Consider the following 12749-nt stretch of genomic DNA (forward strand, 5'->3'; position numbering starts at 1 on the left):
GCAGCGCGGCGCGACAGCAGACCCCCCCTCTGTCACGGAACTGTCACGGAACTGTCACAAACCCCCGTGCCGGACGGACGGACGGCGCGCGAAAAAAAGTAATCCCCGCTTTCGGACGCGACTTGTCCCCGGGGGCGGATGCGGGCGCGGGGTCGGCGAAAAAAGATATCCCCGGTTTTGACGACCATGCCGCTTCGACCGCCGCCACCGCGATGCGTGCGGGCGGCGAAAAAACTTATCCCCGGGGTTCGGGGCAGCCGCTGTTTTTTGCACGCGGAGACGCGGAGGCGCGGAGAAGAGAAAGATTGTGCACGCGAAGGCGCGAAGCCGCGAAGACGCGAAGAAAGAAGAAGGGACTCACGCAGAGGCGCAGAGACGCAGAGGTTCCGAATATGTGGGCCAGGCACTGCGTCGCCCCGACCAGATTTGTCATCCCGGCATACGCCGAACCGATGGACGAACCCGCAGCGACGAAAGAGAAGATTTGATGGCGCTTCGCGCCGGAAGATTCTTCGCGCCGCAGGCGCAATCATTGAAACGATAGAGGCACGGCCGGACTCAAGGGCACAGCACCTCTGCGTCTCTGCGTGAGTCCCTTCTCTTTTCTTCGCGCCGCAGGCGCAATCATGAAAGAGGTGGAGGCACGGCCGGACTCAAGGGCACAGCACCTCTGCGCCTCTGCGTGAGTCCTTATCTTTCTTCTTCGCGCCTTCGCGGCTTCGCGTGAAACGCTTCTTCTCCGCGCCTCCGCGTCTCCGCGTGAAAAATTCTTCGCGTCTTCGCGCCTTCGCGTGCCGGCCCCTTGCCCGTCACTCCCGCGCGGCGAAGCCGGAGCGGGGGACGAGATGGATGCGGCCGAGCTCCTGGCCGGAGCGGGCATGGAGGATCAGGATCATTTCTCCGCCTTCGGACGCGATATGGACGGCGAGGCGGTCGCCGTCGAGCGGCACGATCTCGCGGATGCGCTCGCCCGGCGCGACGCCGATTTCCGAGACGCCGAAACGCCCGCCCGTGGGCGCGGCCACCCGATCCTCCGAACCGAGCCGCGAGGCGCGGTTGGCGATGGTGACGGCGACGACCAGAAAGCCCAGCACCATCAGCGCGCCGAGACCGGCCACGACGAATTTCAGCCGCTTGATGTTTTGCGGCGTGTTGAGCCCGGTCGGCGGCGGCACAGGACCGCCCGATGCTGTATCCTCGCCCATGATGAAAAGCGCTCCTGACCCCGAAGAGAAAAATCACCTGCTGACGGTGGCCGCCGAAGCGGCCGGCGCGCGGCTCGACAAGTATCTCACCGATGCCCTGGCAGGCAAGCTTGAAGCGGGCGCCGCGCCCTCGCGCGCGCGCCTGCGCCAGCTGATCCTTGAGGGCCATGTGGCGCTGGAGGCGCCCGGCGCGGGCGCAAAACCGGTCGCCGAACCGGCGCGGCGCGTGAAGGAGGGCGAGTGCTGGCGCGTGACGCTGCCCGCGCCGGTCGACGCCGAGCCGCAGGGCCAGGATATTCCGCTCGAGATTCTCTACGAGGATGCCGACCTGATCGTGGTGATGAAGCCGGCGGGGCTGGTGGTGCATCCGGCACCCGGCAATCCCGACATGACGCTGGTCAACGCGCTTGTCGCCCATTGCGGCGCCAGCCTTTCAGGGATCGGCGGCGAGCGGCGGCCGGGCATCGTCCACCGGCTCGACAAGGAAACGAGCGGGCTGATGGTGGTGGCGAAAACCGACCGCGCGCACAAAGGGCTCGCCGCGCAATTCGCCGCGCATGGCCGCGACGGCAAACTCGCGCGCGCTTACACCGCCCTCGTCTGGGGCGTGCCGGCGCCGAAGCGCGGCACCATCGACGCCAATATCGCGCGTTCGAGCCACAACCGCATGAAGATGGCGGCGCTGAAACCGCGTGTGGACGAAGAGGGCGACGACATCACATCGGGCCGCATCGCCATCACGCATTACACGGTGAAGGCGGAATATGCCGGGGGGCTCGTTTCCCGCGTCGAATGCCGCCTCGAGACGGGGCGCACGCACCAGATCCGCGTCCACATGACCGCGATCGGCCACCCGCTGCTGGGCGACCCGACCTATGGCACGGGGATGAAAAGCCGCAAGGCCAAACTCTCCGTAAACGCACAAACCGCGCTGGCCCGCCTCGACCGCCAGGCGCTGCACGCGCATCATCTGGGCTTCGAGCATCCGGTGACGGGGGCGAAGATGAGCTTCGATGCGGAATTGCCGGCGGATATGGTGGCGTTGGTGGAGGCGTTGGAGGGGTGAGGAGATCTCAGAGAAAAATCCGATCACTGAGAACCTTCAATGATGTACGCTTTCGACAGACGAACTACAGTGAGTGCCAGTAAGAGAGTATAGAGGAACTCCAAGCTCAGAGGTCGCAATGGCTCTCACGGAAAAACAACTCGAAGCAACTCAGCACCTGAATGGAAACTTGCAGCTCATAGCATGTGCGGGTTCCGGCAAGACAGAAGTGGTTGCTCAACTGATCGCAAACCTACTTGCCAAGAAGAGTGGGGAAAGTCACGCGGCGGTTCCGGCAAATGTAGTTGCATTCACATTCACGGAAAAAGCAGCGGCAGAACTAAAGCAAAGAATTACAGATAGAACGCTTGAATTGACGCCAGACATTATCGGTTTAGCCGAGATGTTCGTCGGAACAATTCATGGATTTTGTTTAACGCTTCTCAAGGATGAAGTTCCTGAGTTCGCCAAGTACGAGGTTCTAAGCGACGTTCAACAAACGCTCCTCGTAGATCGAACCTCGAAGAAAAGCGGCCTAACTGAAGCAACTAAATTAGATGGGCAGCCACTTCACCGATACACAAACACACACGTGTACATTCAAGCCCTATCGGTTCTCCGAGAATCGGATTGCAACTTTGAGATGCTCAAGAACAATAGTGTGTTCGCAGGCCTTGAAAAATACCGAACGCTACTACACGAGAAAGGATATCTCGATTACACCGCGATCATTGAAGAGGCCATTCACGCACTAGAAAGCGATGAGCATCTGCGCGGTCGACTAAAACAGAGACTCAAGGTCGTTATCGTAGATGAATATCAAGATCTGAATCCTATTCAAGAGCGTTTGGTTCAACTGCTTTTTGAATTGGGTGCAGACGTGAAGGTCGTTGGCGACGACGATCAAACTATCTATCAGTGGCGCGGAAGCGATGTCCAAAACATTCTGACGTTCAAAGATCGCTACAAACCTGCTGACGATATTCGTCTGGAAGACAACTTTCGTTCTAGTGACGGCATTGTAAGCGTCGCGGATTTCATTATTCGAAAGAACAAGGAACGTCTCGAAAAGACGATGCGCTCCACGAGGGCTCAAGTCTATGAGGACGGAGACATCGTAGCACTTCAATTCGACACACCAGAAGCGGAAGCGGCGCATATTGCCGAGACCTGTCGTGCGCTACGCGGCACATACGTCCTCGATCAAGAAGGCCAACGACGCGCAATCTCGTGGTCTGATATGTCCGTGTTGCTGAGAGCAAATGTGAGTGGCGAACCAATTCGCGAAGCACTAAGAGCGGCCGGCATCCCATTTGTCTCAGTGGGAATGAACGCGTTGTTCGACGCTGTCGAAGCTGAAGCAGCCAGGCAATTATTTTATCTCATGGGGAACGGGGCCTCGGAGGAAGAAGTCCTGAATGCGTGGATAAAAGCAGATCTAGGCGTTTCCGAGAAAGTTCTAAAACAAACGATAGCGGACTTTGTCGTCACCAGAGAGAAGATGGTCAACGAGAGCGATCAGGTTCGATTCGCTGTCTACAACATACAGCGCCAGTTCATTGCATTCCTCGAAACCATAGAGCTAACAGAAGAGAAAGTTCCCGCCGGGAGAGGCGAGACAGTCTTTTACAACCTAGCAAAGTTCAGCCAACTTATCTCAGACTTTGAGGCAATAAATTTTCACTCTGCACCCGTCCAAAAGTATGAATCCTTTAGAGATTTTCTCAAGTATCAAGCTGAGCGCGTGTACGAAGTTGGCGCGATAGAGGAGAATTTTATTTCTCCGGACGCAGTGCAGATTGTCACAGTGCACAAGGCCAAAGGATTGCAATGGCCAGTTGTTTTTGTACCTCAGCTTGTGAGAAATCGATTTCCGGGAAAAAGGCAAGGCGGGTTGTCAGTCTGGCATCTTTTGCCACAGGAAAGCGTTATCGGACAAGCACGCTACTTGGGGTCGATTGAAGACGAACGTCGATTGTTTTATGTCGCGGTTACTCGGAGTCAGAAGCATCTACACATGACCACGGCACCCACTCCAGGAAACCAGCTCTATGCTAAGCCGTCAGAATTTTGGTTTGACGTTCTTGAATCCAAATATGTGAAACGACGGACGGTGGACTACGCCACAAGAGAGCACGGAGAACCACAACCCCGATCATCGGTCGCCGATGTCGTTCTGACTTTTTCAGATCTCAAGTACTTCTTTGAATGCCCTTATCAATTCAAACTGCGAACTCTATACGGGTTTAACGCACCGCTCGCTGAAGCTTTGGGATATGGCAAGTCACTGCATGATGCGCTATCCGAGCTTCATGCGCGCGCGATTGAAGGCAAAGAAATAGAATCGGGAATGGCTAAAGAACTCGTGGAACGGCACATGCGCGTTCCTTACGCATATCCTGAGCTACGCCGGACACTCATGGCATCAGCCGAGAAAGTCATTGAACAGTACATCGAAAAACGAAAAGCGGAGTTCAACAAGATCGAGTTCTCTGAGAAAAATGTCGAAGTCCGCCTTGGCGATGGCGTAACGGTCGCTGGCAGAATCGATCTCGTCAGAAGCAGAGATACAGACGAGATCGCAATCGTCGACCTTAAATCGAGCGAAGACTCCCAGCCTCAGGAGCTAACCGAAGCGCAATTACACATTTATGCTTTGGGCTATCGAGACCTAACCGGGAAAAATGCCGATTACGTTGAAACATATGAATTGGATAAGCAGAATCGTATCTCTCGGCCGGTTGACGAAGTATTTGTTGATGATGTGAAGGCTCGAGTCCAAGACGCTGCGAGCGCACTTCGCAAAAATGAGTTTCCTGCCAATCCAAAAAAGCAGATATGTGGACGCTGTGACTTCGCGCGTCTATGTGCATCTCGCGCCTAACCAAACACCCTTAGGCTGGCAGTTCTTGCGAAGAAGGTAGCGTCTGATCGGGATAGATCCCAACCACTGGGCTATTTGAACAGATTCGGGCAGACTAGCTACCCGCTTCCCCCCTTTTCTCCCGTCGTTCTGGGCGGCTTTCGGCCGCAGAGCGGGATCTGGGCGTTCACGGCAATTTCTCCCCGAGTACCTGAGCGATCTACCCTTGGTCCAACATGAGCGGATCCAAAGCCAGCGAGCCCACCATGCTGACCCGCGATGCCAGCCTGACGATGATCGAGCGCATCCGCCGCGATCCGGTTTTCGCGCGCGGCGCTTTCGCGGAGGCGGTGACGGTGTTTCTCGGCGGCGAGCCGGAAGTGGCGAGGGCAATGCTGCGCGACATCGCGGGCGGCACGCTCGGCTTCGAGGAACTTTCCGACCTCACCGGCATTCCGCCGAAAAGCCTGCACCGCATGCTGTCCGCACGGGGCAATCCCGGCATGGACAATCTGGCCGCGATCTTCGCGGCGATGAGCGGGCATTTGCGGGTGGATGTGGAAGCGCGGGCGAAGCGCAAGGCCGCGTGAGGCGGCAGCCCTTGCCGTCAGATACTCCTGTTCACGATGCGTCAGGCGCTTCGCGTTCCGCCTGTTCCGCCGATGCGACAAGCCGGTCGACGAATGCGCAGAAATAGGGGTTGGGCGCGAACCAGGTATTGCGTGCCCCCTTCCACCAGCTTCGGGCCCTTGGCGAGCTCATATATTCCCGGATCGTGCCTTGTGTCCGGGGGATTGTGATGCTCTCCACAAATCCCCTGCCTGCCATCATCCACGCCACCTCGAGACTGACGAGGAGACTGTTCATTGAAAGCGAAAAGCGGAGCGTTTCGGCATCGGTCAATGGCTCGGACGTGTACAGGGCACGATGCATGAACGCGGCCGCTTCGGGCGAGTTGAAAAGCGCAAGCTGAAGGTTGGTCGCCTCCGTTGCGACGGCTCTTGTTATTTCGACACGCGTAAGATTTTCGGCGCGCCGCATCTGGACTACCAGCGTAATGAGTGTGCCGAGAACCGCAACGACCGCGACCGTTTGGCCAATGTAATAGATGTGTTCGAGCGTCACGGCGTCCCCCCAAGCGGTCAAGGCATGAGACTTTACGCCCAATGGGATCGTTGCATCAATCTCGCCACGATCTTCGCGGCGATGAGCGCGCATTTGCGGGTGGATGTGGAAGCGCGGACGAAGAAGAAGGCGGCGTGAGCACGCCCAGGCGGTCCCCGCGCCTCGTTAGTCCAGCGCGATCCTGCCGGCCGAAAGGATCGGCTCCAATATCGTGATCTGCGTCACCATCAGCACAATCGAGACGACAATACCCATCCGAAACGACCATGCGACGGCCGGATCGGTATGGTTGAACACATAGTAAAACCAGTCCCAGAAATAGGCTCTCTCGATCGTCAATTCCGCCAAATCGCGGTTATCGTTTCTTCTGAGCCCCGAAGCTTCCCGTTCGGAAGCCGAGAGTTGAAGTCCTTCGTCCCCGAACAGCTTGCCCTTGTCCTCAAAGTGCAGAATACACAATGGGAATTCGGATTTCGCGAGCTTGGGTTTGTACTCGAAACCTACGAAAGCAAAAGGAGGTGAAGACGGTGTGGATATGCTTTTGTATATCCGCAGCCGGCGATACAGGAATCGAGCGCTGTGTTGTCCGTTCGGTCGATCCTTCCAGCTAATCCGAACCAGATTGCCCTTTTGCATTCCCGCGGCCTTCAGCTTGTTGCTGCAGGTATTGCTGACTCTGATCGATCCAGTCACCCCGTCTATATCGCCGACCATCTCTGGGGCCCTCATATCCGGCGACAGGCCTTTTTCGATCTGCTCTTGCGTCTGCGGGAATGAGGTCGAGTGAGCTGTTCGAATGACGAACTTGTCGGTCAGATTTCGCGTTCTCCTCAACCGAAGAGTCGTACCGAACAGCATCAGCGAGCCTGCAATCAACGCAACGGCCGTCAGCGCCAGGAAGATCAATTGCCCGACCTGAACGACTATGGAAGCTGTCGTTTGCCAGTCCCGTTCAGCCAGCACATAGATTCCCGAAATCAGGGCGAGGAATACGAACGCGCCTATGAAGCTGGTGATCAATGGCCGGTGCTGAAGGACGAGCATTAAGACTACGAGGATGATCCCGCCGCCCATCGTCGCCACGGTGTAGCTGTGCCAGAAGAACCGCAACCGCTCGAGCGCCGAGCGGAGCGAATCGTCGATCAACTGCATATTGTGCTGGAGGCAGGGCGCGAAATCGGGGGCGCCGATGCAGACTTCGGCCCAGTCGGAATAGGACAACTGGAGCGCGCCCTCACCGGGAATCGAGAGCGACAGTATCATTGCCGCGATGAGTATGAGCACCGCGACGCCGATCATGGCAACAAGACGTCGAACCATTTTCGGATCCCCCCCGGACCAAAGCCTCGCCACACAGGGACGCAGAGTCAAGAAACGTTCCGTGTTCGGTATAATCGGGGGTTTCTGCCGAGTTTTCGGTGCGATTTCGTGCAGCGGGAAGTGTGGTGCGCAGTCATCCGTAGCCGACTTCCATCATGGGGATTATCATGAGCGGATCGGCGGCCAAAGAGCGTTCAATGCTTGCTCGCGATGCAAACATGAGTGGGCCAACCTCTTGACAAACTTATCATCAGATCATAACTTAACTGATAACACACTTGACCGGCTTCTCGATCTCGACGGGACGGTCATGGAAATGGGCGGCGGCTTTTGGGTGAAGATCGAGGCGACGCGGGTGCCGCCGAGCGAGGCGAAACCCTTTGGCATCGATTACAGCCTCTGCCTGTTCAGCCCGAAGAACGCGCGTGTGATCGGCTTCGACAATGCGCATGCGGTGTTTACCGGCAAGCCGCCGTCGCGCAAGCGGGAGACGCGCTTCGACCACCGGCATGAGGGCGACAGGATGAAGCCCTATGTCTATGCGAGCGCCGAAACGCTGCTGGAGGATTTCTGGAACGCAGTGGAAGCGCATTTGAGGAAGGAAGGCATATCGTGACCAGGCGCAAGGCCGAGAAAGTGCTGCGGATCGGGATTGCCTCGCGCGCCGAGATGCGCGCGCGGACGCTGGCCGTTGCGCGGGGCGAATTGAAGCCCTCGCCTTCCGATCCGAAGGTCTGGTTCACCTCGCTGGAATCGCTGGCGCAGGTGCTCTCCAGCAAGAACCAGCTTCTGCTGGAAACGATCCGCAGCGCGCGCCCAAGCTCGCTGAAGGAACTGGCCGAACTTTCCGGCCGCGCCGAGGGCAATCTTTCGCGGACCCTGCAGACGCTCGCCCGCTATGGCCTTGTGTGCCTGACGCGCGCCGAGGGGCGGCGGATCGTGCCGGAAGTGCCATATGACCGGGTGGCGCTTGATATGGTGCTGGACCGCAAGGCGGCTTGAGGCCGCGAGCCCTCTCACCCTTCCCACCGATGCGGCTAACCGCGGGTGGATGTGGCGGCGCGGGCGAAGAAGAAGGCGGCGTGAGCGGTGGGCTTCGGCCCGGGCCCATTGACAGCGCCGGTTCACGCCCCGTCGCGGCAAAAGACGCTTCGCAATACGCCGATGAGCTGTGGCAGCGTGGTCCCTTGCAACCCCATGCTCTTCAGGTCGAGGCCGTCCTGTTTCTCCAGCGCAGCGAGAAACGAATTCATGTCGGCGCGAATCCGGTCCGGCAACCTTACCTCCTCGCCTTCGACCAGCAACCGGGAAAGCCTCAGGACATCACCGCGATGCTTGTTTATGTTTTTGCTGTCTATCGCGGCCCCCGCCTCCCGCCGCGCCGTGAGATCGAGCCAGGCGCGCGCCTTGAGCGGGATGAGACATTGCTCACTCACGATCGGCAGGCCCTCGATTTCCTTCTTGTGCGCGTGGATGAAGCGGTAATAGTCGTCATCCAGCAGAATTGCGGAAAGGCTCGATAGATCCTCATCGACGGGAATGGGCGTCAGCGTCGCCGCCTCGTCGAGTTCCAGATTGTCCGGCTTGCGGGAGAAAAGCTCCAGCATGGCCGGAAAGGTCTCGTCCGCCGGTTTGTCAAACCGGTAGAAAGTCCTTTCGCCCGTGCTTCTCTGCCGGTTTTCGTAAGCGCCTTCTTTCACAAAGGCCCAAAAAGCCGCGACGAAATCCGGATTCAGCGCCTCGACGCAGAGGACGATGTCGAGGTCCTTTGTCGCCCTGGCCTGGAGCGCGGCTTCGCTCAGGGCCAGAAAGGTCGCCGTGCCGCCGATCAATACGTACTGATCGGCGTAGCCCGCGAAATGCGCGCGGAATTTTTCGAGACCCTTTACCATGCATGCTTTTCCATCATGGTTTCGCGCGCGGCCGCCACGCGCTCGTCCTGCTCGGCTTCGAGACTCAGGTACAACGAAAACACGTCGACGCCGCCAGCGTCGCAGAACAGGGACGGCTCATAAAGCCAGACCTGCAACAGGCAGGTTCCGGATTCGGGCTCGGGCACCCGCTCGACGCCTTGCCGTTCGATTGCCCGCCAGCCCTTCCGGCCGACCGCAAAAACCGGAACCGCCGGCTGCGCCAGCATGGTGCGCCGGGCCAGCGCCGTCTCGCCGGCCGGAAGCCTGCATTCCTCCGGCACGTCCCTTTCCCAAAGGCGAACCTCCATTCGGACCGGATTTCTCATTCGGGGCCTTGCCCGTTCCCAGAAGGCCCTTCGATTGCCGGGCAGGTGCAGATGTCTTTCCCGCCCCACTCTCTCTATTTCCGCCAGTCCGGCGCTTTCCATTTCGTTCAGCGCCCGCGTCATGCTCATCGGCGTATAGCCGAGACGACGGGTCAGTTCCTTCGGGGTGACGATGCCGGTCAAATCCGTCGTCAGGGCAAAGACGATGACCGCCTGCGTGGCCGGGCTCACGCGCTCCACCGGCAAATGCGTCTGCGTCCGTTGACCCTGACGGGCGCGAAGCACGACCCCCAGCTCCGGCCAGTGAATTTGCGTTTCCGGAACGACAAACGGGATTCTCTTTTCAATCAGGCTTCGTCGGGAAAAGCCGGACAGGGCCGGCGCAACCAGCACATATTTTTCGCCGCTTCCGTGCTTCATCAGCATGGGGAGCTGCTTCCTGAACGCGGATGCCGTGAATTCATGCCCGGGTTTCAGAAAAATCCCGGTAAATATCTCGCCGCCGATCTCCAGCCTGAACAAGTCGTAGAGCTGCCGAAGGAACACCGGCAGACGTTCCGCATCCTTGCGGCGGAGCGCCACATCAAGGCCGGTTGTCTCCGTCAGATAGCGTTTGAAATTTGTGGCCAGCGCGGACATGACTCTCACAATAACATTTGCGATGACGATAACATTCATAATGTTACTATCAAATAAAAATGTTATCAAAGACCGGCCGGTCTTTTTGCTTCTTTTGTCCCCAACACCTCTGAACCGGCGTATCGCCGCCCTCGCCCGCCGTCTGGATTGCGTCGCCGCCCTGGCCCTTCGCTTCGCTACGGGCGTTCGGGGTTCGAAAAGGTTCCCGGCCTGCGCCGGGACAGGCCCCCGGACCTTTTCGCTCGCGTTCCGCGAGCCACCCCTCACCCCCCCTTTTCCCGCGCTTTCCAGCCTGAAACCCCCCTTTTATCGGCCGGCCGGCTTCCCATATAGGCTGGTGCGGCGGGGGTCTTCACGCGAACTTATCCCCGGGTATCCGAGCGATTTGCTATGATATGCGCCTGCCGATGCCGAAGACGCGGCGCCGGAGACCAGACGCCGAAGACGCGACGCCGAAGACGAGACGAAGGGGTTCGAGATGGCCGATGATGCAACCGAGAAGAAGCCCGCCGGCAAGGCGCTGGCCCGCACCGCCGGGACCCGGCTCGCCCCGGCGCCCAATCCCGAAGGCTCGCTGTCGCGCTACCTGCAGGAAATCCGCAAGTTCCCGATGCTGGAGCCGCAGGAGGAATACATGCTGGCCAAGCGCTGGCGCGAGCATGAGGATGCCGAGGCCGCGCACAAGCTGGTGACCTCGCATCTGCGCCTCGTCGCCAAGATCGCGATGGGCTATCGCGGCTATGGGCTGCCCATCGGCGAGGTGATTTCGGAAGGCAATGTCGGGCTGATGCAGGCGGTCAAGCGCTTCGAGCCCGAACGCGGCTTTCGCCTCGCGACCTATGCGATGTGGTGGATCCGCGCCTCGATCCAGGAATATATCCTGCGCTCCTGGTCGCTGGTGAAGATGGGCACGACGGCGGCGCAGAAGAAGCTCTTTTTCAACCTGCGCAAGGTGAAGGGCCAGATCCAGGCGATCGAGGAAGGCGATCTGCGCCCCGAACAGGTCAAGGAGATTTCCGAGCGCCTCGGCGTGACGGAAGACGAGGTGATCTCGATGAACCGGCGCATGTCGGGCCCCGACAATTCGCTGAACGCGCCCTTGCGGCAGGATAGCGAAACCGGCGAATGGCAGGACTGGCTGGTCGACGACACGGCCGACCAGGAAGTGACGCTGGGCGAGGAACAGGAACTCGACCAGCGCCGCGAAATGCTGGCCCGGGCGATGGAAACGCTGAACGAACGCGAAATGCACATATTGACCGAGCGGCGGCTGAAGGACGAGCCGGCGACGCTGGAAGATCTCAGCCAGGAGTATGGCATCAGCCGCGAGCGCGTCCGCCAGATCGAGGTGCGCGCCTTCGAGAAGCTGCAAAAGGCGATGAAGGCCGAAATGCGCGCCGAAGCCGAGGAACGCCGCGAGGCGCTGGCGGAGTTCTGATCCGGGGGCGGATGAGGACGTTGCGCCTTCTTCCACCCTCCTCCCTAAGGGGCGCCAAAACTCAGTGTCATCCCGGCTTGCGCCGGGGTGACACTGAATGGTTGGTGAAGGAACGGCTCCAGGACCACATGCGGTTGCCCCACCCCCATCCTTGTCGGCTTGCCCGCCAAGGCGCTCAGGCTGCGCCGGTGGGACGAAGGAGATGCCCGTCAGGCCGCGCTCAGGCCGTGATGCCGACCGGGCAGGAGATGCCGAGGCCGCCAAGGCCGCAATAGCCGTTGGGGTTCTTGGCCAGATATTGCTGGTGATAATCCTCGGCGAAATAGAAGTCGGGCGCGTCGAGGATCTCGGTGGTGATGTCGGGGAAGCCGCGCCTTGAAAGTTCGGCCGCATAGGCCGCGCGCGAGGCTTCGGCCAGTTTGCGCTGCGCTTCCGAGAAGACATAGATGCCGGAACGGTATTGCGTGCCGACATCATTGCCCTGGCGCATGCCTTGCGTCGGGTTGTGGCTCTCCCAGAACAGCTTCAGAAGCGCCTCGTAGGAGGTTTTCGCCGGGTCGAAGACCACCAGCACCACCTCGTTATGGCCGGTCAGGCCCGAACAGACTTCCTCATAGGTCGGGTTGGGCGTGAAGCCGGCGGCGTAACCCACCGCCGTCACCGAAACGCCGGGCGCGGCCCAGAACTTGCGCTCGGCGCCCCAGAAGCAGCCCAGCCCGAACATCGCCTTCTGATGGCCTTCCGGGTAAGGCCCCTTCAGCGCCGCGCCATTGACGAAATGGCGGCTGGCGGTCGGAATCTCGAAATCGCGGCCCGGCAGCGCATCGGCCGGCGCCGGCATTTCGGTCTTCTTGCGCAGGTTGAACATCGGGCAT

Annotated in this window: 12 protein-coding genes; 6 read left to right on the forward strand and 6 right to left on the reverse strand. The window is 59.4% G+C overall.

Annotation, left to right across the window (positions count from 1 at the left end):
* Nucleotides 1-809: 809 nt before the first annotated feature.
* Complete coding sequence (locus tag AAC071_RS04755) at nucleotides 810-1205, reverse strand: hypothetical protein (protein WP_339830566.1); 396 nt, start codon at nucleotides 1203-1205, stop codon at nucleotides 810-812.
* Here AAC071_RS04755 and AAC071_RS04760 point away from each other — a divergent pair.
* The 3 genes from AAC071_RS04760 to AAC071_RS04770 all read left to right on the forward strand — a co-directional run bounded on the left by AAC071_RS04760 (nucleotide 1204) and on the right by AAC071_RS04770 (nucleotide 5703).
* Nucleotides 1204-2271, forward strand: coding sequence for an RluA family pseudouridine synthase (locus AAC071_RS04760; protein WP_339830567.1), 1068 nt, complete (start codon nucleotides 1204-1206; stop codon nucleotides 2269-2271). The genes AAC071_RS04755 and AAC071_RS04760 overlap by 2 nt on opposite strands.
* A gap of 118 nt (nucleotides 2272-2389) precedes the next feature.
* The gene (locus AAC071_RS04765) at nucleotides 2390-5134 is read left to right on the forward strand and encodes an ATP-dependent DNA helicase (protein WP_339830568.1); all 2745 of its coding nucleotides are present in this window, start codon (nucleotides 2390-2392) and stop codon (nucleotides 5132-5134) included.
* A 215-nt stretch (nucleotides 5135-5349) separates the two neighbouring features.
* Nucleotides 5350-5703, forward strand: coding sequence for a transcriptional regulator (locus AAC071_RS04770; RefSeq protein WP_339830569.1), 354 nt, complete (start codon nucleotides 5350-5352; stop codon nucleotides 5701-5703).
* A gap of 31 nt (nucleotides 5704-5734) precedes the next feature.
* On the opposite strand, the gene AAC071_RS04775 is transcribed toward AAC071_RS04770, so the two are convergent.
* Nucleotides 5735-6238 (reverse strand): DUF6082 family protein, encoded by a 504-nt coding sequence (locus tag AAC071_RS04775; protein WP_339830570.1) that lies wholly within the window; start codon nucleotides 6236-6238, stop codon nucleotides 5735-5737.
* A 165-nt stretch (nucleotides 6239-6403) separates the two neighbouring features.
* Complete coding sequence (locus tag AAC071_RS04780) at nucleotides 6404-7558, reverse strand: hypothetical protein (protein ID WP_339830572.1); 1155 nt, start codon at nucleotides 7556-7558, stop codon at nucleotides 6404-6406.
* Between the two features lie 316 nt (nucleotides 7559-7874).
* On the opposite strand from AAC071_RS04780, the gene AAC071_RS04785 reads away from it, so the two are divergent.
* Nucleotides 7875-8174: a DUF6516 family protein gene (locus AAC071_RS04785; RefSeq protein WP_339830573.1), complete on the forward strand. Its 300-nt coding sequence runs from the start codon at nucleotides 7875-7877 to the stop codon at nucleotides 8172-8174.
* Entirely contained in the window at nucleotides 8171-8560 is a 390-nt protein-coding gene (locus tag AAC071_RS04790; protein WP_339830575.1) for a helix-turn-helix domain-containing protein, read from the forward strand. The genes AAC071_RS04785 and AAC071_RS04790 overlap by 4 nt, the downstream gene beginning before the upstream one ends.
* Nucleotides 8561-8682: 122 nt before the next feature.
* On the opposite strand, the gene AAC071_RS04795 is transcribed toward AAC071_RS04790, so the two are convergent.
* Together AAC071_RS04795 and AAC071_RS04800 are read right to left on the reverse strand one after the other, a co-directional pair.
* The gene (locus tag AAC071_RS04795; protein WP_339830576.1) at nucleotides 8683-9450 is read right to left on the reverse strand and encodes a hypothetical protein; all 768 of its coding nucleotides are present in this window, start codon (nucleotides 9448-9450) and stop codon (nucleotides 8683-8685) included.
* A complete protein-coding gene (locus tag AAC071_RS04800; protein WP_339830577.1) occupies nucleotides 9444-10703 on the reverse strand; it encodes a MarR family transcriptional regulator in 1260 nt (419 codons plus the stop codon). Before AAC071_RS04800 ends, AAC071_RS04795 begins: the two co-directional genes overlap by 7 nt.
* A 211-nt stretch (nucleotides 10704-10914) precedes the next feature.
* Between AAC071_RS04800 and rpoH the strand changes: the two genes are divergently transcribed.
* Nucleotides 10915-11874, forward strand: a complete 960-nt coding sequence (gene rpoH / locus AAC071_RS04805; protein WP_339830578.1) for an RNA polymerase sigma factor RpoH — start codon at nucleotides 10915-10917, stop codon at nucleotides 11872-11874.
* A gap of 220 nt (nucleotides 11875-12094) precedes the next feature.
* On the opposite strand, the gene msrA is transcribed toward rpoH, so the two are convergent.
* On the reverse strand, nucleotides 12095-12742 hold the full coding sequence (msrA, locus tag AAC071_RS04810; RefSeq protein ID WP_339830579.1) for a peptide-methionine (S)-S-oxide reductase MsrA: 648 nt from the start codon (nucleotides 12740-12742) through the stop codon (nucleotides 12095-12097).
* Nucleotides 12743-12749: the final 7 nt, after the last annotated feature.

The organism is uncultured Parvibaculum sp., from assembly GCF_963975745.1.
Taxonomy (GTDB): domain Bacteria; phylum Pseudomonadota; class Alphaproteobacteria; order Parvibaculales; family Parvibaculaceae; genus Parvibaculum.

Coding starts and splice junctions, on each gene's coding strand:
- AAC071_RS04760 (WP_339830567.1), top strand. CDS start 1,204: ATGATGAAAAGCGCTCCTGACCCCGAAGAGAAAAATCACCTGCTGACG.
- AAC071_RS04755 (WP_339830566.1), bottom strand. CDS start 1,205: ATGGGCGAGGATACAGCATCGGGCGGTCCTGTGCCGCCGCCGACCGGG.
- AAC071_RS04765 (WP_339830568.1), top strand. CDS start 2,390: ATGGCTCTCACGGAAAAACAACTCGAAGCAACTCAGCACCTGAATGGA.
- AAC071_RS04770 (WP_339830569.1), top strand. CDS start 5,350: ATGAGCGGATCCAAAGCCAGCGAGCCCACCATGCTGACCCGCGATGCC.
- AAC071_RS04780 (WP_339830572.1), bottom strand. CDS start 7,558: ATGGTTCGACGTCTTGTTGCCATGATCGGCGTCGCGGTGCTCATACTC.
- AAC071_RS04785 (WP_339830573.1), top strand. CDS start 7,875: ATGGGCGGCGGCTTTTGGGTGAAGATCGAGGCGACGCGGGTGCCGCCG.
- AAC071_RS04795 (WP_339830576.1), bottom strand. CDS start 9,450: ATGGTAAAGGGTCTCGAAAAATTCCGCGCGCATTTCGCGGGCTACGCC.
- rpoH (WP_339830578.1), top strand. CDS start 10,915: ATGGCCGATGATGCAACCGAGAAGAAGCCCGCCGGCAAGGCGCTGGCC.
- msrA (WP_339830579.1), bottom strand. CDS start 12,742: ATGTTCAACCTGCGCAAGAAGACCGAAATGCCGGCGCCGGCCGATGCG.